Annotated in this window: 21 protein-coding genes; 11 read left to right on the top strand and 10 right to left on the bottom strand. The window is 71.9% G+C overall.

All coding sequences use genetic code 11. The features are described 5' to 3' along the window. The first annotated feature begins 80 nt into the window (after nt 1–80). Nucleotides 81–1,910, top strand: coding sequence for a CocE/NonD family hydrolase (locus GA0115234_RS39730; protein ID WP_370804758.1), 1,830 nt, complete (start codon nt 81–83; stop codon nt 1,908–1,910). A gap of 45 nt (nt 1,911–1,955) precedes the next feature. On the opposite strand, the gene GA0115234_RS39725 is transcribed toward GA0115234_RS39730, so the two are convergent. Continuing rightward, nucleotides 1,956–3,104 (bottom strand): LacI family DNA-binding transcriptional regulator, encoded by a 1,149-nt coding sequence (locus GA0115234_RS39725; RefSeq protein WP_161275747.1) that lies wholly within the window; start codon nt 3,102–3,104, stop codon nt 1,956–1,958. A gap of 666 nt (nt 3,105–3,770) precedes the next feature. Between GA0115234_RS39725 and GA0115234_RS39720 the strand changes: the two genes are divergently transcribed. Both GA0115234_RS39720 and GA0115234_RS39715 read left to right on the top strand, forming a co-directional pair. Then, a complete protein-coding gene (locus tag GA0115234_RS39720; protein WP_176729405.1) occupies nt 3,771–4,202 on the top strand; it encodes a hypothetical protein in 432 nt (143 codons plus the stop codon). Nucleotides 4,203–4,261: 59 nt separating this feature from the next. Then, nucleotides 4,262–4,837 carry a GNAT family N-acetyltransferase gene (locus tag GA0115234_RS39715; protein WP_093551508.1) on the top strand — a complete coding sequence of 192 codons (576 nt, stop codon included), beginning with the start codon at nt 4,262–4,264 and terminating at the stop codon, nt 4,835–4,837. Between the two features lie 47 nt (nt 4,838–4,884). Here GA0115234_RS39715 and GA0115234_RS39710 read toward each other — a convergent pair whose 3' ends face one another. Next, nucleotides 4,885–6,327 carry a glycosyltransferase family 39 protein gene (locus GA0115234_RS39710; protein ID WP_093551597.1) on the bottom strand — a complete coding sequence of 481 codons (1,443 nt, stop codon included), beginning with the start codon at nt 6,325–6,327 and terminating at the stop codon, nt 4,885–4,887. A 577-nt stretch (nt 6,328–6,904) separates the two neighbouring features. Here GA0115234_RS39710 and asnB point away from each other — a divergent pair. Then, nucleotides 6,905–8,752 (top strand): asparagine synthase (glutamine-hydrolyzing), encoded by a 1,848-nt coding sequence (asnB, locus tag GA0115234_RS39705; RefSeq protein WP_093551506.1) that lies wholly within the window; start codon nt 6,905–6,907, stop codon nt 8,750–8,752. Nucleotides 8,753–8,818: 66 nt separating this feature from the next. On the opposite strand, the gene GA0115234_RS39700 is transcribed toward asnB, so the two are convergent. Further along, nucleotides 8,819–10,462 carry an NAD(P)-dependent oxidoreductase gene (locus tag GA0115234_RS39700; RefSeq protein WP_093551504.1) on the bottom strand — a complete coding sequence of 548 codons (1,644 nt, stop codon included), beginning with the start codon at nt 10,460–10,462 and terminating at the stop codon, nt 8,819–8,821. Between the two features lie 218 nt (nt 10,463–10,680). Here GA0115234_RS39700 and GA0115234_RS39695 point away from each other — a divergent pair, with 218 nt between their 5' ends. From GA0115234_RS39695 to GA0115234_RS39685, 3 genes are all read left to right on the top strand, one after another. After that, nucleotides 10,681–11,766 (top strand): NAD-dependent epimerase/dehydratase family protein, encoded by a 1,086-nt coding sequence (locus GA0115234_RS39695; RefSeq protein WP_093551502.1) that lies wholly within the window; start codon nt 10,681–10,683, stop codon nt 11,764–11,766. A 61-nt stretch (nt 11,767–11,827) separates the two neighbouring features. Next, complete coding sequence (locus GA0115234_RS39690) at nt 11,828–12,322, top strand: NUDIX domain-containing protein (protein ID WP_093551500.1); 495 nt, start codon at nt 11,828–11,830, stop codon at nt 12,320–12,322. Continuing rightward, nucleotides 12,319–13,305, top strand: a complete 987-nt coding sequence (locus GA0115234_RS39685; RefSeq protein ID WP_256088929.1) for a mevalonate kinase family protein — start codon at nt 12,319–12,321, stop codon at nt 13,303–13,305. The genes GA0115234_RS39690 and GA0115234_RS39685 overlap by 4 nt, the downstream gene beginning before the upstream one ends. On the opposite strand, the gene GA0115234_RS39680 is transcribed toward GA0115234_RS39685, so the two are convergent. From GA0115234_RS39680 to GA0115234_RS39665, 4 genes are all read right to left on the bottom strand, one after another. Further along, nucleotides 13,287–14,387, bottom strand: coding sequence for a radical SAM protein (locus GA0115234_RS39680; protein ID WP_093551498.1), 1,101 nt, complete (start codon nt 14,385–14,387; stop codon nt 13,287–13,289). The genes GA0115234_RS39685 and GA0115234_RS39680 overlap by 19 nt on opposite strands. 68 nt (nt 14,388–14,455) lie before the next feature. Further along, the gene (locus GA0115234_RS39675) at nt 14,456–15,310 is read right to left on the bottom strand and encodes a carbohydrate ABC transporter permease (RefSeq protein ID WP_176729404.1); all 855 of its coding nucleotides are present in this window, start codon (nt 15,308–15,310) and stop codon (nt 14,456–14,458) included. Next, nucleotides 15,307–16,221 carry a carbohydrate ABC transporter permease gene (locus GA0115234_RS39670; RefSeq protein ID WP_093551496.1) on the bottom strand — a complete coding sequence of 305 codons (915 nt, stop codon included), beginning with the start codon at nt 16,219–16,221 and terminating at the stop codon, nt 15,307–15,309. The genes GA0115234_RS39675 and GA0115234_RS39670 overlap by 4 nt, the downstream gene beginning before the upstream one ends. Then, the gene (locus GA0115234_RS39665) at nt 16,211–17,506 is read right to left on the bottom strand and encodes an extracellular solute-binding protein (protein ID WP_093551495.1); all 1,296 of its coding nucleotides are present in this window, start codon (nt 17,504–17,506) and stop codon (nt 16,211–16,213) included. The genes GA0115234_RS39670 and GA0115234_RS39665 overlap by 11 nt, the downstream gene beginning before the upstream one ends. Before the next feature lie 328 nt (nt 17,507–17,834). Here GA0115234_RS39665 and GA0115234_RS39660 point away from each other — a divergent pair, with 328 nt between their 5' ends. Further along, complete coding sequence (locus GA0115234_RS39660) at nt 17,835–19,013, top strand: serine/threonine protein kinase (protein WP_093551493.1); 1,179 nt, start codon at nt 17,835–17,837, stop codon at nt 19,011–19,013. Nucleotides 19,014–19,022: 9 nt separating this feature from the next. Beyond that, nucleotides 19,023–19,775: an HAD family hydrolase gene (locus GA0115234_RS39655; protein WP_256088928.1), complete on the top strand. Its 753-nt coding sequence runs from the start codon at nt 19,023–19,025 to the stop codon at nt 19,773–19,775. Here the strand turns inward: GA0115234_RS39655 and GA0115234_RS39650 are convergent. Continuing rightward, entirely contained in the window at nt 19,723–21,192 is a 1,470-nt protein-coding gene (locus tag GA0115234_RS39650) for a N,N-dimethylformamidase beta subunit family domain-containing protein (protein ID WP_176729403.1), read from the bottom strand. The two genes, GA0115234_RS39655 and GA0115234_RS39650, sit on opposite strands and share 53 nt — an antisense overlap. A gap of 189 nt (nt 21,193–21,381) precedes the next feature. Here GA0115234_RS39650 and GA0115234_RS39645 point away from each other — a divergent pair, with 189 nt between their 5' ends. Next, nucleotides 21,382–22,242 (top strand): class I SAM-dependent methyltransferase, encoded by an 861-nt coding sequence (locus tag GA0115234_RS39645; RefSeq protein WP_176729402.1) that lies wholly within the window; start codon nt 21,382–21,384, stop codon nt 22,240–22,242. A 9-nt stretch (nt 22,243–22,251) separates the two neighbouring features. Continuing rightward, the gene (locus GA0115234_RS39640) at nt 22,252–23,022 is read left to right on the top strand and encodes a GNAT family N-acetyltransferase (protein ID WP_093551490.1); all 771 of its coding nucleotides are present in this window, start codon (nt 22,252–22,254) and stop codon (nt 23,020–23,022) included. 12 nt (nt 23,023–23,034) lie between these two features. On the opposite strand, the gene GA0115234_RS39635 is transcribed toward GA0115234_RS39640, so the two are convergent. Both GA0115234_RS39635 and GA0115234_RS39630 read right to left on the bottom strand, forming a co-directional pair. After that, nucleotides 23,035–24,132, bottom strand: a complete 1,098-nt coding sequence (locus tag GA0115234_RS39635) for a hypothetical protein (RefSeq protein ID WP_256088927.1) — start codon at nt 24,130–24,132, stop codon at nt 23,035–23,037. A gap of 85 nt (nt 24,133–24,217) precedes the next feature. After that, nucleotides 24,218–24,511, bottom strand: a complete 294-nt coding sequence (locus GA0115234_RS39630; protein WP_141718543.1) for a hypothetical protein — start codon at nt 24,509–24,511, stop codon at nt 24,218–24,220. Nucleotides 24,512–24,970 lie beyond the last annotated feature (459 nt).

Genomic DNA, 24,970 nt, shown 5'->3' with positions numbered 1-24,970 from the left:
CCTGAACGTTGACATCACTATGACACGTGTCACAGCATGAGCGCGGTCTGTTGCTTACCGGTCGGTAAGGCGCCCTCGGTGTGGAGGTCCTCGTGTCGCGTGCTGTTTCCCGCCCCCGGTCCGGGTACCGGACGCTCTCCCGGAAGTCGGCCGCCTGTGTGGCCGGAGCCGCGCTCGCCGCACCGCTGGTCCTCACCGGTGCGGCGCGGGCGACCGCCGCCGACGCGGTCCAGTACAGCGTCACCCCGCTGAGGTTCACCGTCCGGGCGGGCGATCGCTCCTGCACCGTGGACGCGGATCTGTACCGGCCCGCCGGGGTCGACGCACGGCACCCGGCCCCCGCCGTGCTCGCCACCAACGGCTTCGGAGGCAGCAAGTCGGACGGCTCGACCGACGCCATCGGCAAGGCCTTCGCCTCCCGCGGCTACGTCGGCCTCGTCTACTCCGGCCTCGGCTTCGGCAAGTCGGGATGTCTCATCACCCTCGACGACCCGGCCGTCGACGGCGAGGCGGCGTCCGGCCTCGTCGACTTCCTCGCCGGGACCCGCGCCGCCGACGACGGCACCAAGGCCGACTACGTCACCCGGGACGGCGAAGGCGACCCCAAGGTCGGCATGATCGGCGGCTCGTACGGCGGCGCCATCCAGCTGGCCACCGCGGCCGTCGACCCGCGGGTCGACGCCCTGGTACCGCTGATCACCTGGAACGACCTGGCGTACTCGCTCGCCCCGAACAACGCCGGTACGCGCAAGGGCGTCTCGTCCGACACCGCCGGGGTCTTCAAGTGGCAGTGGACCGACGGCTTCTATCTGCTGGGGGAGGGGCAGACGGTCCTCAACGCGAGCCTCGACCCGTCCCGGTTCAACAACCTCACCTGTCTTCACTTCGCGGAGCGGGCCTGCGACACCATCCAGCTGCTCAACTCCGGCCGCTACCCCGCGGACAGGACCGCCGGGATGCTCGACTACGCGCGCAGCGTGTCACCCGTCGACTACCTTGGCAAGGTCAAGGCACCCACCCTGCTCGTCCAGGGCCAGACCGACAGCCTGTTCAACCTGAACGAGGCCACCGCCAGCTACGAGACGCTCAAGGCGCAGGGCACCACGGCCAAGATGATCTGGCAGTCCTGGGGACACAGCGGCGGACAGGTACCCGGCGAACTCGACCTGGGTCAGGGCAATCTGGAGACCAGCTACGTCGGACGGCGCGTCCTCGCCTGGTTCGACCGCTACCTCCAGCACCGGAAGAACACCGACACCGGGCCCGAGTTCGCCTACTACCGTGACTGGCGGAGCGGTTACGGCACGGCCGACTCGGTGCCGGCCCTCTCGCAGAAGATGTACCTGTCCGGCGACGGCAAGCTCGTCGACAACCGCTCCAAGGTCACCCGGGGCAGCCGCCAGTACGTCAACTGGCTGATTCCCACCAGCCATTCGGAGAGCTCGCTGGCCGGTCTCATCGGACTGCCCGACTCCAAGCCCTACGACACCCAGGGCACCTACCTCGGCTGGACCAGCGCCCCGCTGACGTCCCCCGTCGATGTCGTCGGCGCGCCGAAGGCCACCCTGAAGGTCGTCTCGCCCAGGACGGAGCGGGTGCAGAACAGCGGCGACGCCGCCGACAGGCTCGTCCTGTTCGCCAAGGTCTACGACGTGGCTCCGGACGGCGGCAAGACCCTCGTGAACCGGCTGGTCGCCCCGGTGCGGGTGCCGGACGTCACCCGCCCGTTCACCGTGCGGCTCCCGGGCATCGTCCACCGGTACGAAGCCGGGCACCGGCTGGAGTTCGTGATCGCGGCGAGCGACAGCGCGTACTTCGGCAACCGGGGCATCAAGCCGGTCACGGTGGTCAGCGCTCCCGAGGACACCGGGGTGCTGGAGCTTCCGGTGGTCGGCGGCCGGCTGAAGTGACGCGGCGCGGCCGGGTCCGGTGCCCGTCGGGTGACCGGTCGGAGGTCACCTGACAGGCTCTCGGGCGGGCCGGGCCTCACTGGCCCCGACCACCCGCAGATACGCCTGTGCGGAGTCGCGCGTCCGGATCTCCACGGGTAGCAGGACGTGCCGCACCTCGTGCGGGCCGTCCGGGTTCCGGATGCGCTGCGCGAGCAGTTCCATCGCCCGGCGGCCCATCTCCTGGGAGGGGAGACGGGTGGCGGCGACCGTCAGCGGAAGCAGGTCGAAGGGCCCGGCGTCGTCCATGCCCGCCAGTTCGATCTGGCCGGGCACTTCGAGGCCGAGGACGGAGAGGTCCCGGGCGGCGTGCGCCAGGGTGTGGCCGTTGGCGCAGAGCAGGACGGTGGGCGGCTCCGGGCGGTCGAGGAAGGCCGAGAGCATCGTGAGCCGCCGGTCGTCGGGGAGCCTGTGATAGGTCGTCAGGGCGGTGAGCTCGGGTGATACCGGGATGCCGTGTTTGCGCAGCGCCTGGACGTGCCCGGTGAGCCGCTCCGCCACGCTGGTGACGTCGGTCTCGTCCCAGAGCGTGGCGATCCGGCGGTGGCCGCGCTCGATGAGGTGCTCGGTGAGCCCGAACCCCACCGCGTAGTTGTCGAAGACGACGGCATCGCTCGGGGATTCGGGGTGGTAGCGGTCGATCATGACGACGGGGACGCCGCACCGGGCGAGCTCGGCCAGCGCCGGAGAGTCCGAGCCGCTGTCGACGGGGTAGAGCACCACCCCGCCGGCGCCCGTCTGCAGGGCCAGCCGCAGCGCGTGCTCCTCGGCCTGCTTCGAGCCCTTGGAGTTCGACAGGAACATCCGCAGACCCTCCTCGCCGCAGACCGACTCGATGCCGTCGAGGACGGCCGACTGGTGCGGGCCCTGCCCGTGCATCACACAGGCGACCGAGCGTTCACGCGCCCCCGCTCCGGTGCCGGCCGGTGGTGAGCTCCGCTCCGCCACGAACGTCCCGCGCCCCCGCTGCCGCACCAAGTACCCCTCGGTGACCAGCTCGTTGAGGGCCCGCACCGCGGTCGTGGAGCTGACGCCGAACCGCTCGCAGACCTCGGCCCGGCCCTCGACCGGTCGCAGCGGTGACGCCGTCGCCAGGAACGGCCCAGCAGCCCGACAGCCCCACGAGAAGGGACCTCGCGATGTCGGGAGCACCACCGAGAAGAACACTCACCCGGCTGCGCCGCGCGCTCATGACGCTCGCCGTCGCGGCCCTGGCGGCCACCCTGGTGCAGGCCCCCGCCGCCGCACCGGCCCACGCCCAGCCGGCCCGCGCCACCGCCGTGCTCGGCGCGCAGCCCGTGTACGAAGGGATCGAACGGGCCTGGCCCGGCGACCGTGACAAGGACCCCGCCCACGCGGTGCGCGAACAGGCGGGACGAAGCTGCTGGACGATGTCGGGCGATCCCTGGCCCTGGCCGCCGAGCGGATGGCCTGGGTCTGGAACGACGCCCTCCATGTCCTCGACCTGGACTCCGGCGCCCCCGAGCGGCTGTACACGGCCGCTCGGGGGCACACCCTCCAGAACCTCTGTTCCCTCACGGCGGCGGGGGACCGGGTGGTGGTGACGGAACAGCCCGTGGGCCGGGAGCATCCGGTGACCTGCCTGGAGATCTCGGTGGCCACCGGGCGGGCCGACGAACTGTTCGGCACGGACTGGTTCGCCAACCATCCGGCGCACAGCCCGCACGACGAGTCGTGGCTGACCTTCGCCCATGAAGGGCCCGCCCGGGAGGTCCCGGACCGGATCTGGGCCCGGCACCCCGCACGGGCACCGCAGGGCCGTCGCGTCTCGACCAGTCGACGGACGGCGGCACGCTCGCCGTGGGCCACGAGCGCTGGATGTTCCACGACCTGGGCGCCGTGGTCTGCGCGTACGGCGAGAGCGAGGCGGGACCGCGCGGTCTGTACGCGGTCCACCCGGACGACCGGGCGGCCCGCCTCGTCAGCGCGGGGGAGCGGGACTGGCACTGCGACATCAGCCGCGACGGGCGGTGGGCCGTCGTCGACACGACCGGTCCGCTCGACGCGCCGGGACGGGGCTGGCAGAACGCCGGGCAGGTCTCCGACATCGTGCTCGTCGACATGGCGACGGGCGCCCGTACGCCCCTGGCCCGGACGGCCGCCGACCGCCACCCCCGGCACCCGCGCCCGGTGTTCACGCCCGACGGCTCCGCCGTCCTCTACAACCACGGCGACCCGTCGACCGGCGAGGTGGCGGTCGCCCGGGTGCCCGTGCCGCAGCCGGTGTCCTGAAGGCGGCCCTGGGCATGCGCCCAGCCCGGGAGCGGGGGAGGAGCCCTTAGGATGGCCGGATGTCCGAGAGCGACTATCTGGCCGTGGGGCGGCGCGCGGCGATCCGCCCCTTCGCACCGGCCGATGCCGAGGAGTTCACCGGACGGGCGCGGGAGAGCCGGGACCTGCACAGCCCCTGGCTCTTCCCGCCCGGGGACGCCCGCGCGTACGCCGCCTACGCGGGCCGGCTGATCGACGACCCCACGAAGGCGGGCTTCCTCGTCTGCGAACGCGGTGGCGGGGACGGGCCCGAGGGCGTGATCGAGGGTGGGATCGCGGGGTTCATCAACATCAACAACATCGTCGCGGGCGCGTTCCGCTGCGGCGCGCTCGGATACGGGGTCTTCGCCCACGCGGCGGGACGCGGCCTGATGAGCGAGGGGCTCGGCCTGGTCCTGCGGTACGCCTTCGGGCCGCTCGGTCTGCACCGCCTGGAGGCCAACATCCAGCCCGGCAACGAGGGTTCGCTCGCCCTCGTCCGGCGGGCCGGATTCCGTCTCGAAGGGCTCTCGCCGGACTTCCTCTTCATCGACGGGGCCTGGCGCGATCACGAACGGTGGGCCATCACCGTCGAGATGGCCGACGAGCGGGCCTGAGAGTCGCCCCCGGCCGGTGTGCTGCCGGGGCGGCCGGGCGGGGCGGTTCAGCAGTGTCCGGGCCTGGCGAACACACGGATGCGCGCCTCGGTGACCGTTCGGTCGGCGCACTGCTCGAAGGCCTCGTCGAGGGTGGCCCGCTTCACCGCCTCGCGGGCGTCCGGCTCCAGCGGCCGGCCCGCCGGATCGCCGACGACCACGATGCGCTCCTCGGCCAGCATGCGTTCCCGGATCGTGGCGGGCGGCAGTTCCCGACCGAAGAGCGTGGCGGACTCGACCGGTGTCCGGGCCAGGGCGAGATCGGACAGGGCCCGGAAGTCGCCCGGCCGGACCAGCGTCCACACCCGTCTGCGGTCCGGGGTGAACAGCAGCGCGTCGCCCGGCCCGGCGGTCTCCCGGACCGTCCGGGCGATGGCGACGACATCGTTCTCGCGGCTCTCGGGCCGCCGCAGCGCGATGCTCATGGGGACGAGCACGGCGAGCACCGCCGCCAGGGCCACCGCACAGGTCACCCGCCACACGGTGCCGCCGGCCCCGGCCCACCGCCCCAGCCGGTCCAGCATGGCGCCGGTCAGGAGCGCGAAGGCGACCGTCGAGGCCAGGACGTACCGGTCCACGTACAACGCGTGGAGCGGGCTCGTCAGCATCAGCAGGGCCGTGGGCAGGATCAGCAGCGGGAGCGCCAGCTCGGGCAGCGGAACCGGAGCGCCCGGAGTCCGGGCATCGGGGGAGAGCCGGGGCAGCCGGGCGAAGGCGATGCCCAGCAGGGCCGTCACCACGAAGCCGAGCACCGCCCCGGCGTCCGGCGGACCGATCCAGTCCACCTGCGCGGACTGCGTGGTGCTGAAGGCGGCGAGCGGCAGGAGCCCGGCGATCACCCCGCCCGCCGTGATGCTCCACGCCCGTCGCACCGGAGCCGCCGACCGCACCCGGAAGGCGGTCACCCCATGGGCCAGGAGCATCAGGACGGCCAGCTCATGGAGCAGACAGGCCGTCAGCATCACCGCACCGTAGGCCATCCAGCCCCGCCGCCGAGGCCGGGAGAGGGCGCCGACGAGGAGACAGCTCGCCCAGGTGACCAGGGCACAGACCAGTGCGTAGGACCGGCCCTCCTGCGCGTACCGCTGCACCGGAGGCAGCAGCGGGAACACCAGACCCGCCAGCAGACCGGCCCGCGTCGTGGCGAGCCGCTCCCCGAGCCGGGCGATGCCGACCGCCGCCGCTGCCACCGCCAGCACCGACGGCAGCCGCAGCGCGACCAGGCCGCCGTCCCAGAGGGCGAACACCCCGTGCATCAACAGGTAGTACAGGCCGTGCACCACGTCGATATGGCCCAGGGTGTGCCAGATCTGCGGCACGGTGCGGTGTGCCACGGCGGAGGTGACCGCCTCGTCGCCCCACAGGGTGTCCTGGCGGCGGATTCCCCAGGCCCCGACGAGCAGGGCCGACAGACCCGGGACCCACGGGGTCCATCGGCGCGGGGTGTTCATGGGCGGCGGTGGGCGGTGCTCCGTCGTCGGACCGGCCGGGGCGCGGGACGTGTGCCGGATGAGAGAGATGACGTGCTCCGTCCGGTGGGGCCCGTGGAGACCACGGCCGTACGCGCCGCTCGGCGCCGTGGCACGGCCGATCCGGGGGAGCATAGCGTGACCGTCCGGTCACCGGATGGAATGCCTGGGTGCGGGGCGGGCCGGATCGGCGGCACCGTTCCGACGTCCCGCGTGGCTCCACGGCGTCGGTCCACCCCACTGGTCGACCCGGTTGGGCAAGTCTTTGCCGATGGCCGGATCAAGACCCCGCGAGGGGCGTGCGAGCCGTTCCCACCAAGGGTTCCGGGGCAAGGTGCTCCGTACAGGAACCGCAAAACCGCGGCCGAAAGTAGGGGGAACGCGCAGCCGTCCAGGTAACGGTCGTGTTGACCGTACGCAATCCCAGGCAGACGCTCGTCATATAGCTGCTAAATACAACTGGTTCTGCCGGGCCCCACGTCCTCGGCACGCCGCCCATAGCCGGGAGGCACCGTGCGGACGAGGCCCTTCCGGGCGGGACCGGATCGGGAGGACGCATATGTGTGGCATCACCGGCTGGGTCTCGTTCGACCATGATCTACGGGCGGCCGAGGCAGTCACGACACTCGACGCCATGACGGAGACCATGTCCTGCCGGGGCCCCGACGACCGGGGGACGTGGACCGACGCCCACGCCTCGCTCGGACACCGGCGGCTCGCGATCATCGACCTGCCCGGCGGGCGCCAGCCCATGACCGTGGACACACTCGAGGGGGCGGTCGCCCTCGTCTACTCCGGTGAGGCGTACAACTTCACCGAACTCCGTGAGGAGCTGACCGCCCGCGGGCACCGGTTCACCACCGACTCGGACACCGAGGTGGTGCTGCGCGGCTACCTGGAGTGGGGCGAGGCCCTCGCCGAGCGGCTCAACGGCATGTACGCCTTCGCGATCTGGGACGGCCGCCACGACCGGCTCGTCATGATCCGCGACCGGATGGGCGTCAAGCCCTTCTACTACTGGCCGACACCCGACGGGGTGCTCTTCGGCTCGGAGCCCAAGGCCATCCTGGCCAATCCGCTGGCCCGGCCCCGGGTGACCCTCGACGGGCTGCGGGAGCTGTTCGCCCTCGTCAAGACCCCCGGCCACGCCGTATGGGACGGCATGTTCGAGGTCGAGCCCGGCACGGTCGTCACCGTGGACCGCGACGGACTGCGCCGGCACGTCTACTGGCGGCTGGAGACCCGCCCGCACCCCGACGACCGGGACACCTCGATCGCCACCGTACGGTCGCTCCTCGACGACATCGTGCGCCGTCAGCTGGTCTCCGACGTGCCCCGCTGCATCCTGCTCTCCGGCGGACTCGACTCGTCGTCGGTCACCGCGCTCGCCGCCCGGCAGCTCGCCGAGAGCGGCGAGAAGGTCCGCACCTTCGCCGTCGACTTCGTGGGCCGCACCGAGAACTTCGTCGCCGACGAACTGCGCACCACCCCCGACACCCCGTTCGTGCACGACGTGGCCGAGCAGTCGGGCACCATCCACCGCGACATCGTGCTCGACCCCGACACCCTGGCCGACCCGGAGGTGCGGGCCCGGATGATCCGGGCCCGGGACATCCCCATGGGCCTCGGAGACATGGACGCCTCGCTCTATCTGCTCTTCCGGGCCATCCGCGAGCACTCGACCGTCGCGCTGTCCGGTGAGTCCGCCGACGAGGTCTTCGGCGGCTACCTCCAGTTCTTCGACGAGCGGGCCCGCAACGCCGACACCTTTCCCTGGCTGGTGCGGTTCGCCGAAGACTTCGGCGAGGACTCGAACATACTCCGCGATGACCTCGGCCGGGCCCTCGACCTGGAGAAGTACGTCCGCGACAGCTACGAGACCGCCGTCGCCGGCATCGAACGCCTCGCGGGCGAGAGCGACTTCGAGTTCCGCATGCGCAAGATCTGCTACCTCCACCTGACCCGGTTCGTGCGTGTCCTGCTCGACCGGAAGGACCGCGCCAGCATGGCGGTCGGCCTGGAGGTCCGGGTGCCGTTCTGCGACCACCGGCTCGTCGAGTACGTCTACAACGCGCCCTGGGCCCTCAAGTCCTTCGACGGCAGGGAGAAGAGCCTGCTGCGCGAGGCCACCGCGGATGTGCTGCCCCGGTCGGTGTACGACCGGACCAAGAGCCCCTACCCCTCGACCCAGGACCCCAAGTACGCCACGGCCCTCCAGGAACACGCCCGTGAGCTGCTCGCCCGCCCGGACCACCGCGTGTTCGAACTCGTCGACCGCGACCGGCTCCGCACGGCGGTCGAGCACCACGCCCCCCAGATCACCTCGGCGTCCCGCCGCGGCCTGGAACGCGCCCTGGACCTCGCCATGTGGCTGGACATGTACGAGCCGGAACTCGTCCTCGACTGAGAGCCCGTCGGAGGTCACCCGACGGGCTCCGGGCGGACCGCCGTCGGCCCGCCCCCTCCGTGACGGTCAGTCCGATTCGGTCAGCACCCCCTCGTAGGCGAGCCACTGGGCGAAGGAGTGCAGCCCGCGGGCCAGGCTCGTCGCGGGTGTCCAGCCGGGCGGTCGCAGGGTGCCGGCCGGGGTGTGCCACCCCGGCTCGGCGTCCGGCACCGCCCGCACCGGTACCGGACGCACGGCGTCGTGCACGGCCTGCGCCAGTTCGGCCGCCGTGCACGGCTTCTCGGCGGCCACCGCGATCTCATGGCTCTCCGGCCGGGCCCGCAGCACCGCCCCGATCGCGTCGGCCAGGTCGTTCACATGCACGGGATACACCTCGGCGTCCGGGTCGCCCTCAGCCACGACCGGGTGGCTGCGCAGCGCGTCCCACACCATGCGCCCCACCGGGGTGCGGCGCGAGCAGCCGGGACCGTAGAGCTCACCCACGCCCAGGATGTACGGGACCGGGTCACCGTGCGGCCGGACCGTCACCCGGGGGCGTGCGGAGTGGAGCGCCGTCAGGTCGATCACGGCGGCGTGCTGCTCCCGCCGGTCGGCCAGCCGGCGCGCGAGGTGTTCGCCCAGCGGGGTCGCCGCCCCGTGCCAGACGAGGCCGTCCGGCCGTCGCGGTCGGGTGCGGTGCCCGGCGGCGGCCTCGCGCCCGGCCAGGAGCGCCCGCCGCGCCACCTCGGCCAGGGGCTCGCGGCGCTGTGCGATGTGCTCCTCCGTACACGCGTTGCTGATGCCGCCCGCGCCGATCGTCGCCACCGCCTCCGCGTACGCCTCCGAGGCCGCGGGCGGCTCGGGCAGGCCGGCGCGGGCGGCCTCGAAGCCCATGGCCAGGGCCGTCAGCCAGGTCCCCCGCACATCCGCTCCGGCCGTGTCGGCGCCGGGCGGGCGCAGCAGCGCGGCGGACAGCCCGGCACCCCGGAGGTACTGCTCCGCGTCCAGGTGCAGCCACCGCTGCGGGCCAGGGCCCTGGACCCGTACCGCGCACTGCGCGACGCCGTGCTTGAAGAACGGCAGCACCGTCAGGCCGGTGAGGGTCTCGCCCTCCTTCCCGGGCCGGTCACCCGGCACGAAGCAGACCGAGCGGCGCGGGCCGCGGAAGGCGTTCCCGGAGATCGAGCCGCGGTCCTCGTGCTCGGCGAGATTGGGTACGGCGACATAGCGCGGAACACCATGGGCGCTCAGATAGCGGTGCATCAGGATGTCGTCGGGCCAGCCGCCGAGCCGCTGCCTGCCGTACGCGACGAACCCCTCGGCGTACCGGCGCGGCAGCACGATCGCCACGCACGGGAAGTACTCGTTGACGGCGCCGACCCAGCGGGCGCCCGCCATCGCCCCCAGGCGCACCGCCGCCCCGTTGCGCGAGTCCCAGAGGGCGAACAGGGCCAGCGCCGCGTCGGGTTGCTCCTCGATCGCGCACCGGACCCGGTCGAGGAAGGATTCGGACAACACCATGTCGTCCTGGACCACCAACTGATGTGTGGCCCCGTCCTCGATCGACGACCACGCGGCGAGCGCCGTGCGCAGCACCGACGGAGTGCCCGTGGGGTCGGGGTCCATGACGACCCGCAGAGGGCCGGAAGGCACGCTCAGGGCCAGTTTCTCGGCCGCCGCAAGGCGTCTGGGATGGGTCATGACCACCGCGCTGAGGCGTTGGCGTGCCATACGTCCTCCCTCTGTCCGGATCGGCCCGCACGGTACCGGAAATCCGTCCCGGGCCCGGGTCCGGGAGCCGGATTCGGACAGTACGGGCGGCGCCGACGGCCCGCAAGAGTGCCGAAATGGCCCTCTGGCAGGCGGACGACGGGCCCGTGATGCTGGGCCCGGCACGCCAAGATCCCTGAACCGCGTGCCTCTCCCCCCGACTCCGGAAAGAGGCTGTCATGCCCGCGTTGCCCCGATCGACCGAAGTCGCCACCGAGGAGACCGTCCGCTCCCGGCTCGACAAGCTCCGCGACGCCCGCGTCGTCGTGACCGGCGGAGGCGGACTCGTCGGCAGCAGGCTGGTCGCGCTGCTCCGCGGCGCCGGAGCCGTCGTCACCGTCCTGGACCGCATGGACGCCTATCCCGAATCCGGCCACGAGACCTTCGGCGTGGCGCGCAGCGGCGCCCGGCTGGTCGTCGGCGACGTCCGCGACGCCGACACCGTCGGCGCGCTGCTCAGCGAGGCCGACTTCGTGGTCCACGCGGCCGCCTACGCCGACGTCGCGGCCTGCACCCGGCGCCCCGACATCGCCTTCCGCGCCAACGTCGAGGGCACCCAGGTCGTCCTGGAACAGGCCGCGCGGCACCCGGTCCAGCGGCTCGTGCTCGTCTCCTCGGCGTCCGTGTACGGCAACGGCGCTCCCGACATCGAGGGGCCGCAGGTCTTCCACGAGGACATGCCGCTCAACCCGGTCTCCGTGTACGCCAACGGCAAGCTCTGGGCGGAGCACCAGACCCGGCTGATGCTCGACGCCGCCAGCGGCACCGAGTACGCGGTGGTGCGCTACTTCTCCGTGTACGGCGACCCGCAGATACCCAAGCCGGGCAGCCACTCCTGGATGGTGCCCTGGCTCTCGCTCCAGGCGCGCCTCGGCCGCCCCATGCGGCTCAACGGCGGCGGGAACCAGGTCCGCGACCTCATCCATGTCGACGACGTCGCCGAGGCCACCGCGCTCGCCCTGATCGAGGAACAGATGGCCGAGCGGACCGTGAACGTCGGCACGGGCCGGCCCACTTCGGTCCGCGAGGTGGCCGATCTGATCGCCCCGTACTTCCCCGGCGCACGGCAGATCGTCACGCCGCGCCCGGAGGGGGACCCGCTCGGCGGCTACGCCGACGTCGAGCGCTCCCGCGAACTGCTGCGCTGGCAGGCCCGGATCGACGTCCGCGAGGGCGTGGACCGGTACGTGCGGTGGCTGCTGGCGACGCCGGAAGCCATGCCGCGCTGGCTGTCCGAGGAGTCCGGGAATCCGGAAGGGGCGTGACACGCTGCCCACGGAAGGGCCCGCGGGGCGCACGGACTGCGACGAAGGCGACACGTACACGATGAGTTACACGGGTTCCTACATCTGGTCGCTGCGCCGGCAGGTCGGCTCCAGGAAGCTGCTGGTGCCCGGCGCCCAAGTGCTCCTGATCGACGCCGAGGGCCACGGGCTGTTCCAGCAGCGCGCGGACACCGGGGTCTGGGAGCTCCCGGCAGGATCCTGCGAGGAGGGCGGCGACTTCACCGACGCCGCCGTCCGCGAGGTCGCCGAGGAGACCGGCCTGCGGGTCGCGCGGGACGACCTGGTGGCGTTCGGGACCCTCTCCGACCCGCAGGTGCACACCCTGACCTATCCCAACGGGGACGTGACGCACTGCTTCGCGCTCTGCTTCGTCGCCCGGCGCTGGGCGGGGGAGCTGTCGCCCGGCGCCGACGAGGTGCGCCGGGCCGTGTTCCGGCCGCTCGACGTCCCGCCCCGGCCGCTGCACCCGCCCACGGAGGTGGTGCTGTCCATGTACGAGAGATTTCGCGTGGAAGGAAGGTTCCAGGCCCGGTGAACCCCATACATCCGATACGCGCGGTGGTGCCCTGCCGGGCCTGCCTGTCCGGCGAGGACCTGGACTGGCTCGGCGAGGGACGGTCGGTGAGTCTCGCGCTCGGCCTGATGACGACCGTGGAGGTCGGCCCCGGCCCGGCGCCGGACGAAGCGGTCGAGGACGGCTGGCAGCGGGAGGTGTGGGTGTTCCTGCGCGCCCGGCTGCCCGGACTCGCCCCGCGGCCGCCCGCCGTCACGGTACGCAGCGAGGCGCCCGCGGCGAGCGGCCTGTCGTCGTCCACGGCGCGGATCGTGGCGCTGTTCCGGGCGTTCGCGGACACCTCCCTCCGCGGGCGGCGCGTCTCCGACGCCACGATCACACGGTGGGCCTACCAGTTCGAGTTCGCCGTCTTCAACGGCGGCGGCATGGACCACCTCGCGGTCGTCGAGGGCGGTGCGCTCCTCCTCGACGGCCGCGAGCGCGGGCTCCCCGTCGTACGCGACCGCCTGGAGCTCCCCGAGCGGTGGCGGGTGATCGTCGTGGACTCCGGCACCCGCAAGGACACCCGGCACCACATCCGGGACGTACGGGCGCAGCTCGCCTCCGGCGACCCCGCGCTGGCCGCCTACCGGTCGGCGGCCGACGAGGCGTCGGGCCGGGTGTGGGAGGCGCTGCGCCGCCGGGATCTGGCGGAGCTCGGAGCCGCGATGACCGCCGCCCACGAGGCCATGCGGGACCACCAGCGGATGTCGACGCCGCTCCTGGAGGAGCTGCGGGCCGTCGCGCTGCGCTCCGCCGGTCTGCCGCTGAAGCTCAGCGGGGCCGGCGGAGGCGGTGCGCTGGTCGGCATCTGCCCGGCGGACGAGGCGGCGGAGACGGCGGCCCGTCTCGCGCGGGCGCTGCTCGTCTCCCATCCGGGGGCCCGGGTCGTGCCCACCACGGCAGCCCCGGGCGCCCGGCGGGAGCCGGTACCGGTGGCAGGAGGTCAGAGGAAGGGGTCGTAGTCCTGCCCGTCGGGGAGTTCGCCGGTTCCGCGGGCGATGCGCTCCAGCTCCAGGTTGGAGCGGTGGCGCGCGCAGTGGAACCGGCAGTCCCGGCTGGGGTCGACGATGCCCCGCCGGTCCGCGTCCTGCCAGATGGTGGCGAGGTCGTCGGTGACGGCGTCGCCGATCTTCGCGAGCGGGTTGCCCCGGTGGTAGGAGCACACGTACACCCCGGACGGGGTGATCAGCGTGCGGAGTTCGGCGACCCGGCAGCGGTCGTACTCCTTGGGCTGGACGGCACCGACGTGGCCGCGCAGCGAGGTGAGGGTGGAGGAGTTGACGAGCTGGAAGCTCTCGCTCTCCAGCCGGGCGGCCTCGGCGAGTTGACGGTCGACGGACTCCAGCATCTCGCCGGGGACCTGCACGATGTGGTGGTCGTCGTCGAACATGGCCTTGGTCTCGAAGTAGTCGCAGCCGATGTCATGGGCGAGTTCGGCGGCGCGCAGCACCTCGTGGTGGTTGGTCACGGTCGGCCCGCCCGGCTCCTGACGTGACATCACCAAGAAGGAGTAGCCCAGGGCGCCCTGCTTCTCGGCGGCCAGCAGCCGCATGTTCTCGATCACCTTGTCGAAGACGCTGCGGCCCTTGCGGTCGGGCCGGAACAGGCCGTACGTCCCGGCGGTCCCGGCGTCGACGGAGACCCGGACCCAGGTGGCGTACCGGGCGAGCTCGGCGAGGTTCTGCCGGATCATCGTGCCGTTGGTGACGACTCCGACGGCCAGGCCCGCTTCGCCGAGGATGCGTAAGACCTTACGGGTGCCGCGATGGGCGAGCGGCTCCCCGCCGCCTATGAGGACCACCGCCCGTACGGACATGGCGACGAGTTCCTCGGCGAGGGCGGCGAGCCGTTCCGGGGTGAACCGGCCCTGGTTGAGGAGCTTTCCGCTGATGCACTCGGGGCAGGCCAGGTCGCAGAACGTGGTCGGGTCGAGGTCCACGACGAGCGGCGCGGAGGAGGGTTCGCCGGCGGCGGCCTGGAGGATCCGGGGCCAGCCCGTGGGCTGGTACAGCTTGGAGACGAGGTCGAGACGGTCGTGCGTCACAGGGTTCTCCTCTGTGGGATGTGCGGGTGTCGGCGGCGGGTCGTACCGGTGTCGCGGTCGGCTGTCGCTCAGCCCTTGACCGCTCCGGTGGCCAGTCCCGCGGCGATCTTGCGCTGGACGGCCAGGAAGAAGATGACGACGGGCAGGGCGGTGAGCGTGGCGCCCGCCATCAGACCGCCGTAGTCGGTGCCGAAGCTGGTCTGGAAGGAGACCAGCCAGATGCTGAGGGTCTGCTTCTCCGGGGTGGACAGCAGGACATAGACGAGGACGTACTCGTTCCACGCCTGCACCATCGCGAAGACGGAGGTCGCGACGAGCCCGGGGGCGAGCAGCGGCAGGACGACGCGGACGAAGGCTCCGAACCGGCCGCAGCCGTCGACCATCGCCGCTTCCTCCAGCTCCGCCGGGATCGCCGCGATGAATCCGTGCAGCATCCACACGGTGAACGGCAGCGTGAAGACGAGGTAGACGACGATCACGCCGCCGAGGCTGTCGGTGAGACCGGCGTCGTTGAGCAGCAGGTAGACGGGGATGATGAGGGCGGCGAGCGGGATCATCTGGACGGTGAGGATCACCACGACGAACGCCTTGCGGCCGGCGAAGCGGAAGCGGGCCAGGGCGAACGCGGCGAGGGTGCCGACCACGAGCGAGACCAGGACGGTGCCGAGCCCGATGACGGCGCTGGAGCGGACATTGGGCCAGAAGGTCTCCGTACCCATCGCGCGGGCGAAGTTGTCGAGCGTGGGGTGGCTCGGCCAGAACTCGGGCGGCAGGCTGAGGATCTCGGTGGCGGGCCGGAACGAGGTCAGCACCATCCAGTAGACGGGGAAGCCGAGGAGGGCGGCCACGAGCAGGCCCAGGAGGTCGTAGCGGCGCCGGGGCCGTCGCACGGCCGTCGCCCCGTGTCCCTTCCGTGCGCTCATTCGGCCTCACCCAGCCTCAGCATCTGCCGCAGGTACACGACGGCACCGGCGAGCAGCAGGACGACGGTGACCAGGGCGATCGCTGCTCCGGTGCTGTAGCGGTTGACGGCGAACGACTCGATGAAGGAGTAGACACCGAGCAGGTAGTACTCACGCTCCGGCTGACCGCCGCGCATCAGCCAGATCTGGTTGAAGACCCCGAAGTCCCAGATCGCCATCAGCGTGGTGACCATCACGAAGAGCGGCTTGATCGCGGGGAAGGTGACGTAGCGGAAGAGCTGGGACGGGCGGGCGCCGTCGATGAGGGCGGCCTCCTCCAGCTCCGGCGGGATCTGGGTGAGGGCCGCGTGCAGGCTGACGGCGGCGAACGGCAGCGCGCCCCAGACGACCACCGCGGTGATCACGGCGAAGCCCTGCCAGGGGTCGGTGAACCAGTTGTGCCGGGCGAGATCGATGCCGGGCAGCGTCGACAGGAGCCAGTTGACGAGCCCGTAGTCCGCGTCGAAGAGCCAGCGGAAGATGGCCGCGGCGACCATCACCGGCATCGCCCACACCGCGACGAGCACACCGGCGAGGACCGCCCGCACCCAGGGCGAGGTCCGCCGCATCAGCAGCGCGACGATCAGGCCGAGCACCATGGTGAGGGAGACGCAGACGAGGGTGAACAGGGCCGTGCGGGCCACCACCGTCCAGAAGAACCCGTCGCCGAGGATCGTCCGGAACTGTCCGAGACCGGCCCAGGGCGGCGCCGCACCGCTGAACAGCTCCTTGCGGGTCATGTCCTGGAAGGCCAGGGTCACCATGTCGACCAGCGGGTAGCCGAGGACGACGAGCAGGGCCAGGAAGGACGGGGCGATGAGCAGATAGGGCAGGCGGGGGCGCGGCCTTCGCCCGGCCGGATCAGCGCTCATTGATCACCGCGTCGATCCTGCGGTCCGCCTCGCGTGCGGCGTCCCGTACCGACGCCTTTCCGGTGGCGATGCGCTCCAGCATCTCGGGCAGGACATTGGACTTCTCCACCGAGGTCCAGCCGGGGGCGAGCGGGGTGACCCAGCCGCGCACCGCGGCCTGGGCCGCCGGACCGTTGATCCCTCCGGCGGCGACATCGGCGAGCTGCACGGTGTTGTTCGGGAGGGTGTTGGCGGCGATCAGCTTCCGCTGCGACTCGCCGTCGGTGAACACCCGGATCCAGTCGGCGGCCAGCTCCTGGTTCCGCGACTTGGCGGGCACGGCCAGGGTGGAGCCCCCGAGGAACGGCGGGAGCAGCTTCCCCGAGGGGCCGGGAAAGGCGAAGGTGGCGAACTTGCCCTTGAGGCGCGGGTCACCGCCGGAGCGGGCGTCGGCGGCGGCCTGCGCCTCCCAGGTGTTGCCGTAGAAGACACCCACCTTGCCCTGCCCGACGACGGCCGGCTGGTCGCCGTTGTCCTTCGCCCGGTCGCCGACGTAGTAGTCGTCCAGGAGCTTCTTCCAGGTGGTGAGCCCGGCGACGGACTTCGGCGAGGAGAGGGCGCCCTGCCAGCGGCCGTCCTTCTCCACCGCCATCTCACCACCCGCGTCCTTGACGAAGCCCATGGCGGCGGACCAGTAGCGGCCGGGCATGTAGAAGGCCGAGAAGCCGGGGTCCTCGGCACCGTACTTCGCCTTGAGCCGGTCGAGGTCGGAGATCAGCTCGGGATAGGTGCGCGGGGCGTGGGTGATCCCGGTGTCCTTGAAGTAGTCGGTGCGGTAGACGCCGACGCGCGCTCCCGCGTAGTACGGCACGCAGTACGTCCGGTTGTCGAGGCGACAGGCGTCGGCGAGCGCGGGCAGCCACTGCCCGGACCGCTCGAAGGTCTTCGGGTCCAGCGGTGCGAAGGCTTCGTTGACGATGTAGTTGGTGGTCTCGCTGTTGCCCATCTCGACCACATCGGGCACGTTCCGGCCCGCGAGGACGGCGTCCAGCTTCTGGTTCTTCGTCGTCCACTGCTGGTACTGGACATCGACCTTCACCCCCGGGTGCTTCTTCGCGAACCGGGCGTTGGCGGAGGCGACCATGTCCGGCCAGCTCTCGCGGGCGTCCACCGTCAGCCACACCGTCAGACCGCTGCCGTCCGCCCGTCCGCCCGATGTGCCACCCTCCCCCGAGCTGCAGCCCGTCACCGCGAACAGCAGCAGGGCTCCCAGGACCGCGGATCGGCGGGGCAGGCGCAGTGTCATGGATTCCTCCGTGCGGGATTCATCGAGACGTACAGGACTTCGGCGACGGCGACTTCGGCGACGGTCTTCTCACTACCCCGTTGATCGCGGCTCCCCGCCGCGACACGGAGTTTCGGCCGGAAGATGGTGGTGTGCTTCCCGCGAAGGGCCCAGCGTTCCCGCGCTGTGCTGGGCCGATGTCATGCGGTGACCGGGGGACGGGGGCCGTAGTCAAGCCATGTTGACGCGAATGGCACGGTGGGTAGCCGAGTGGCTCTTGACGGTGATCGTTCGGTACCGCAGTTTTGGCCCCTGCGGCACTCCACGACCCCCATCGAAGGGCTTGTACGTGACCGAGCAGACGACCACCGCGTCCGACACCTCCGCCCCCGCCGGCACCGAGCGACCCGTACGGGTCAACGCCTGGAACGGCTGGGACCCCCTGCGGCATGTGATCGTCGGCCGTGCGGAGGGCACCGTGGTGCAGGCCCCCGAACACGCGGTGCGCCGCGACTACCCCGACGACGGCTTCCCGCTGGGGACGTACGGCCCCATGCCGGCGGACATGGTCGCCGAGGCCGAGGAACAGCTCGACGACTTCTCGGACCTGCTGCGGCGGCGCGGCATCCGGGTGGACCGCCCCACCCCGATCGACTTCACCCAGGAGGTGTCCACACCGGAGTGGGCGCACGACTCCATGTTCGGCTGCATGCCGCCCCGGGACCTGCTGCTCACGGTCGGCAACGAGGTCCTCGAAGCGACCATGTCGTACCGCAGCCGCTGGTTCGAGTACCTCTGCTACCGGCCGGTGCTCCAGGGTCTGTTCGACGCCGACGACCGGATGCGCTGGGAGGCCGCGCCCAAGCCGCGGCTCACCGACGCCTCCTACAAGACCGGGTTCTGGGACACGTACAACGACCTGCCGACCGAGGAGCAGCTCGCCCGGGTCCGTGACTACGACCTGGTGCTCACCGAGGCGGAGCCGCTCTTCGACGCCGCGGACGTGGCCCGGTTCGGCAAGGACCTCTTCGTACAGCTGTCGTTCGTCACCAACAGGAGCGGCTACGACTGGCTGCGCCGCCACTTCCCCGACCACCGGGTGCACGCGGTGACCTCGACCAACACGCACCCGCTGCACATCGACGCGACCTGGGTGCCGCTGCGGCCGGGCCTCGTGCTGCACTGCGGGGAGCGGCTCGCGGACGCCGAGCTGATGGAGTTCTTCAAGCTCAACGACTGGGAGATCGTGGAGGCCGTGCAGCCGGCCAGCTGGGACCATCCGCCGAAGCTCTCCTTCTGCAGTCCGTGGCTCGCCGGGAACATGCTGAACCTCGACCAGAACACGCTGTGCGTGGAGGAGAAGGAGGTGCGGCTCGCCGAGCAGCTGTCCTCGTACGGGTTCGAGATCGTGCCGGTGCCGTTCCGGGCGGTCGGGCCGTTCGGCGGCGGGCTGCACTGCGCGACCGTCGACATCGAGCGGGACGGCACGCTGGAGGACTACTTCCCGCACCGGTACGGCCGGTTCTAGGCGGACCCCGTGGTGGTGACGGACGGGATCGGCGCGGTCGTCCTCGACTTCTACGGGACGCTCGTACGGATGGTGGACCCGCTGCCGCCGGACCACCGCGGCATCTTCGCCCGCCGGGGCCTGGCGGCCCAGGGCGAACTCTGGGGCGACCAGTGGTCGGTGGGCCCCGGCGAGGGCGAGGAGCACACGGCGCACTCGGCCGACGAGACGGCGTACGTGACGTGGGAGCGCGACCGGCTGCGGCGCCGTGCGCGGGCCTGCGGTGTGCCGGAGGCCGGGCTCGACGGTCTGGTCGCCGAGCTCGACCGGGCGATGAAGGCGGTCCGGCTCGATCTCTACCCGGACGTGCCCGGGGTGCTCGCGGAGCTGCGGGCACGGGGCCTGCTGATCGGGGTGTGCTCCAACTGGTTCTGGAATCTGGAGGAGTGCGTCGAGTCGGTGGGGATCGCCGGGGCCGTGGATGTGGTGGTGGGTTCCGCGCGGACGGGCGCCCGCAAGCCGCATCCGCTGATCTACCGCACGCTGGTGGAGCGTTGCGCGCTGCCGGCGGACCGGGTGCTGTTCGTCGGGGACATGTGGGTGCCCGATGTGCTCGGTCCGCTGGCGGCGGGGATGCGGGCGGTGCACCTGCGGCGGCCCGACCGGGCGGTGGACGGTGTCGCGCCGCCCCTGCCGGAAGGGGCGGCGCGGATCACCGGTCTGCGCGAGCTCATTCCGGCAGCGGACTCCGGTGGCGGAGACGGTCGAGGACGTTCCGGGTGACGCGGACGACGCCCGGGTCCTGTTCGTGTCCGCAGACCACGGGCCAGTCCGTGGTGCCCGCGGTGAAGACGGTGCCGCCGGCGGTGTGCAGGCCCATGGTGGCGGCGCGGGGGCTGCTGATGGTCGGCTCGCGCACGGGGCCGTTCCAGTGTCCCCACTTGAAGTGATGGAAATCCTCGTGCACCGGTTCGAGGATGTGAATTCCGAGAATGAGGAAGGAGTCCGGAGTTCCGTCCTCCCCGGTCGCGCGGGCGATTCCGTCCGCGTCGTAGGAGAACGCGGCGCCGTCGCATTCGTATCCGATGAGAGGGGTGCCTGCCCCCAGCCGGTCCGCGGCGCCCCCGTCGGATCCGTCGCGCAGTCCGGTGCCTTCGTAGACCCAGTGATCCGCGTGCTGCACGGTGTATCCGACGCGGGGGCGGTCGCCGGGCCATTCCGTGGCGGGCCACATTCCGCCGTTCCGGAAACTCACTCCGGTCAGGGTGTTCTCCGGCCTGCCGACCCCGTCGGGCACGGGCGCCCACCACTGGTCGGTGGCGGGCAGATGAGGATATTCCTCGCCCACGTGATGATCGGTGTCGGAGACGAAAGCGGTGTTACGGTCCGTCGGGTGCACCCGCCACCAGCAGGTGTTGGCACTGAAAAAGGCGATGTTCCCGCCGTCGCGGACGAATCGCTCCGCGTGGCCGCGCATTGCCGCACTCCAGTATTCGTCGTGGCCGACGCTGAGGAGGAGGTCGTACGAGTCCAGCAGGCCGGGATCCTCGTGCAGATCGAGATCGGTGCAGAACTCGACGGGGTAGCCGTGGCGTTCCAGCCAGGCGATGAAGGGGGCGTCCCAGTAGGCGAGGTCGACGACGCCCCCGGGGCGGTGGAGGCTGACCTTGTGACCTCGGGGTTCACCGTCGCCACCGGCCCGGTGGACGGGGTGGTCGTAGAGGCTGACGGCACGTTCCAGACCGGGCCGGTCGGAGCGGTTGTAGGCGTGCCGGGTGAAGGTGGACTTCTTGTAGAGGATGCGGGAGCGGCTGCCGGGGACGCGGGGACGTACGACGAAGAACTCGCGGGCGTGCCCTTCGAGCTCCTCCGTGCCGAGCAGCGGAGGAGTTCCGGGGCGGTCCGGGCCGCATTCGATGAATTCGACCAGATGGATTCCCGGCTGCCAGTCCTCCGGTACGGGAAGGGTGAGCGGCGGCCAATTCCAGTCGTCGGCGGGCGAAGCGCGCCCGGGTAATCCATCGGGATGGCCGGGAGGGGCATGCTGCGTGCCCGGATATTCCCCGGATTCCCCGGCGGGTACGAGTTCCCTGCCGAGCCGGTAGAAACGAAGGCGGAACCGGGGGGCGTCGGTGGATATATGGAGTGTCACTTCTCCGCCGACGGTGACACTTTCACGCCCGAGATATCCCTCAATCATGCCGCTCATGCTAGGCAGCCGCCGTGCGGACGACAACGGCGCCGTCAACCGGCCATTCCCTCCTCTGTTTTCGGACACGGTGGCTGGGGTGGGACTCCCGGCCCTCCGTTCCGGGTAGGGAGAATCCGGAAAAGACACGGGGTCTCCGGAAAAGACACGGAGTCTTCCGTCGATCGGTGAGGGGCTCGCATGAGCAATGAATTCCACGGTGAATTCCGTGTACGGGAACTGGTGCTGGGGATCGAGGGGCTCGCGCTGCTGCGCCACGCCGTGGACGGTGACGAGGCGTTCCTCCGCGCGCGAGTGGCCGACATACGCCGCTTCGCCCTCGACGAGGAGAAGCTTCCGGACGGCGGGGCCCAGGTCAGCGAGCTCGACGCGGCGGCGGGCTACGCGTCCTGGTCGGCGGTGTACGACTCGCTGCCCAGCTCGTACATCGAGGTGGAGGAACCGGTCGTCCGCACGATCCTGGACGGCCTCGCGCCCGGAACGGCGCTGGACGCCGCCTGCGGCACCGGCCGGCAGACCCGGGAGCTGACCGCACGGGGGCACCGCGTGATCGGCGTCGACCAGTCGCCGCACATGATCGAGAAGGCCCGCGAGCACACCCCGGGTGCCGAGTACCGCGTCGGACACCTGGAAAGTCTGCCGCTCGACGACGACTCGGTCGATCTCGCCGTCTGCTCGCTGGCCATGACACACCTTCCGGACCTCGCCCCCGCCGTGGCGGAGCTGGCCCGGGTGGTCCGGCCGGGCGGGCGGATCGTCGTCACGGACATGCACCCGTTCGTGATCGCGCTCCAGGGACAGTGTCTCTTCGTGCACGGCGCCGAGGAGCTCGCCTTCGTCCGCAACCACGTCCATCTGCCCAGCCACTACCTGGACGCGTTCGGGCGCGCGGGGCTGCGGGTGCGCGGCTGCCACGAGCCGCTGTTCAACGGGCGCCTCGCACCCGGCGGGTACGAGGAGTTCATCGCGGACGCGGCCCGTGCCGCCTGGGACGGTCTCCCGATCGTCGTCGTCTGGGACGTCGAAGTCCCCGCCCGGTAAGGAGGTTTCATGGCCCTGGCACTGATTCGACACTCGGAACGGCCCGAGCTGTGGGACCGCATCCCCGAGCGGTTCGCCGGCGTGGTGCCCGAGTACAACCTGCACGGAGACATCAACGGCGACTACTGGAACCGGCTGTTCGACGACTTCCCGGAGTTCCAGTTCCTGCTGTACGACGACGAGCACGACACGATCGCCGGCGCCGGCCGCTCGCTGCCCCGCACCTGGGACGGCACCGCGGCGGACCTCGGTCCGGGCCTGGACGACTCGATCGCGCGGGCCTTCGCGGACCGCGACGCCGGGCGCACCCCGGACGCGCTGTGCGCGCTGGGCATCGAGGTCGCCGAGGACCATCAGGGCCGGGGGCTGTCCAAGGTGCTGCTCGACGCGATGTCGGACACGGCACGGCGCGCCGGTCTCGGGACGGTCCTGGTGCCGGTGCGCCCCACCTGGAAGGACCGGTATCCGCTGGTGCCGATCGAGCGGTACGCGGCGTGGACCCGGGACGACGGGACCCCGTTCGACCCATGGATCCGGACCCAGGTGGGCGCGGGCGGCACCCTCGCGGGGGCGTCCGCGCGTTCCTCCCGGATCACGGGGACGGTCGCCGAGTGGGAGAGCTGGACGGGCCTGGCCTTCCCGGAGGACGGCGAGTACGTCTTCCCCGGCGGCCTGGCACCGCTCCGGGTCGACCGGGCGCGGGACCTGGCCGCCTACTGGGAGCCGGGCGTGTGGATCACGCACCCGGCCGGGGATCCGCGGGTCCGGCCGGGTGCCTGATCCGGACAGGCCCTAGTCGAGCCCCTCTCCCGCGTGGACGGCGGTCCACGCGAACGCGGCCATCGCACGGACCTCGTCCGGGCCCGCCTCGGGGCGGCGTTCGGGCGGGAGTCCGGCGGGTCCGGCGGTGGCGACGGCGGAGTGCCGCAACCGGTCGAGCGCGTCCGCGGGCACGCCGTCCGGCAGCGGTCCCAGGCCGCGGGCGGCGTGCGCCGCCTGTCGTCCGAGCAGCAGGCAGTGGGTCCACAACTCCGTCGCGAACGCACGGCCGAAGGTCCGGGCCACCTCGGCCGCGAGCTCCTCCGGCAGATGCTCGGCCCGAGCGGCGCCGACCATGTCCTCGGTGAGACCGGTCGCGGGCAGCGCGTCCTGCCAGCGGTGGTGGCCGCGCCCGCCGTCGGCGCCGTGCTCCTGTCCGACGAGCCTGATGTAGCCCTCGCCGTACCGCATGTAGGGGACCCAGCCCGGCTCCTCCAGGACGCGGCCCCGGTCCAGCAGGGGTGCGGCGTCCGCGGCGGAGGTGGGGCAGACGGCGAGCCGGATGCCCTGGGCGGCATGGTCGTTGATGCTGGTCGTCCCGATGTGCTCGACGATGTTCGGTACGGCGAGCAGGCTCATCCGGCCACGCCCCCGGAAGAAGACGGAGAGCAGTTCGTCGTCATGGCGCTCGGCGCTGTCACGGGCGTACGCGCGGAAGCCGGCGGCGCTCGCGGCCGGCAGACAGACGGCGAGGGACGGCGTGAACTCGTCCGGGACGGCCCGTACCCAGGAGGCCCCGGCGAGGGCGGCGAGGCGGGCGGTGGCACCGTTGCGCGCATGCCAGTTGGTGTAGAAGACCAGCGCCTCGTCGGGGAACCGGGCGGCGGCCCGGGAGACGATCTCCAGGAGCTCGGCGGGGCCGTCGACATCGTCCTGGACGACGAGGTGGTGGCTGGCCGCCGGGTCCGCGGCGGCCCAGGCGACCAGGGCGGTGCGCAGAGCGGAGGGCGGTCCCTCCGGGGCGGGGTCGAGGGCGAGACCGTCGAGCCGCAGCCGGTCGGCGAGATCCTGGGCCTGAGCGAGGCGTACGGGGTGGGTCATGACGGCCGAACTCACATGAGGCTTGGTCACACTGCGCTCCTCGGCAGGGATGGTCGTCGGCCATGGTCGCAGAGCGCGGACGGACTGACCTCGGGGTACCGGGAGTTTGGCCGGATCAGTAGCGCCGGCGCGTGTTCCAGTGGGAGCGGGCGACCGGCTCGCCGTCGGTGGAGAACCGTACGGCGCGGTGGTGGCGGGGGCCGGTGGCATCGCCACCGGCGGCGCCCGGGGACCACCGGCGGCCGCGCAGGAGCAGAAAGGCGACGACGAGCCAGCACAGACCGATGACGACATCGGCGTACACGACGACGGCGAGCGGCGGGGCGGCGATGCCGTGCACGGCCCCCACCGCGAGGGCCGCGAAGCCGGTTCCGGCCGTGAATAACAGGCACCTCGGGGTTGGCCGCACTGTGAACACCTCTCGTCCGACGCACCACTTCCATCAAGTGAACGGCAGACAAGCGTTCCCTGTGACGCTCCATTCCGGCCAGGCTGTTTCCGCCACAACGAGAGGGGGCACCGCGAACCCGCACAGCTTCGGGCACCGCCTCATGACGCGGGTGCCCGGCCGCGGTCGGGGCGCGGGACCCGGCGCGGGTCGATGAGGGCGATGGTGGTGAGCACGGCGACGACCGCGAGGGCCGCGGACACGCCCAGGACGGCTCGGGCACCGTCGGTGACGGCCTGGCTGTCGTGGCCGCCGTGGCGGGTGAAGACCGTGCCGAGTGCCGCGGTACCGACACCGGCGACGAGTGAGGCGAGAGTGTCGACGGTCCCGACGGGCTCACGTCGAGGCCGTCGGAGAAGTACAGCACCAGGACCGAGCCGCCGATGGTCAGGACGCGGCTGAGGAAGACGGCCGGCATCG

Origin of the sequence: Streptomyces sp. DvalAA-43 (genome assembly GCF_900091725.1) — a bacterium.
GTDB classification, from domain to species: Bacteria; Actinomycetota; Actinomycetes; order Streptomycetales; family Streptomycetaceae; genus Streptomyces; species Streptomyces pulveraceus.
The sequence above is the reverse complement of the archived record's forward strand: the minus strand, read 5'-3'. Positions and strand labels throughout refer to the sequence as shown.

What these genes read in the sequence shown, in the direction of transcription:
- GA0115234_RS39695 (WP_093551502.1), top strand. Translation starts at nt 10,681, where the DNA reads ATGCCCGCGTTGCCCCGATCGACCGAAGTCGCCACCGAGGAGACCGTC.
- GA0115234_RS39700 (WP_093551504.1), bottom strand. Translation starts at nt 10,462, where the DNA reads ATGGCACGCCAACGCCTCAGCGCGGTGGTCATGACCCATCCCAGACGC.
- GA0115234_RS39690 (WP_093551500.1), top strand. Translation starts at nt 11,828, where the DNA reads ATGAGTTACACGGGTTCCTACATCTGGTCGCTGCGCCGGCAGGTCGGC.
- GA0115234_RS39710 (WP_093551597.1), bottom strand. Translation starts at nt 6,327, where the DNA reads ATGAACACCCCGCGCCGATGGACCCCGTGGGTCCCGGGTCTGTCGGCC.
- asnB (WP_093551506.1), top strand. Translation starts at nt 6,905, where the DNA reads ATGTGTGGCATCACCGGCTGGGTCTCGTTCGACCATGATCTACGGGCG.
- GA0115234_RS39715 (WP_093551508.1), top strand. Translation starts at nt 4,262, where the DNA reads ATGTCCGAGAGCGACTATCTGGCCGTGGGGCGGCGCGCGGCGATCCGC.
- GA0115234_RS39645 (WP_176729402.1), top strand. Translation starts at nt 21,382, where the DNA reads ATGAGCAATGAATTCCACGGTGAATTCCGTGTACGGGAACTGGTGCTG.
- GA0115234_RS39640 (WP_093551490.1), top strand. Translation starts at nt 22,252, where the DNA reads ATGGCCCTGGCACTGATTCGACACTCGGAACGGCCCGAGCTGTGGGAC.
- GA0115234_RS39670 (WP_093551496.1), bottom strand. Translation starts at nt 16,221, where the DNA reads ATGAGCGCTGATCCGGCCGGGCGAAGGCCGCGCCCCCGCCTGCCCTAT.
- GA0115234_RS39665 (WP_093551495.1), bottom strand. Translation starts at nt 17,506, where the DNA reads ATGACACTGCGCCTGCCCCGCCGATCCGCGGTCCTGGGAGCCCTGCTG.
- GA0115234_RS39675 (WP_176729404.1), bottom strand. Translation starts at nt 15,310, where the DNA reads ATGAGCGCACGGAAGGGACACGGGGCGACGGCCGTGCGACGGCCCCGG.
- GA0115234_RS39650 (WP_176729403.1), bottom strand. Translation starts at nt 21,192, where the DNA reads ATGATTGAGGGATATCTCGGGCGTGAAAGTGTCACCGTCGGCGGAGAA.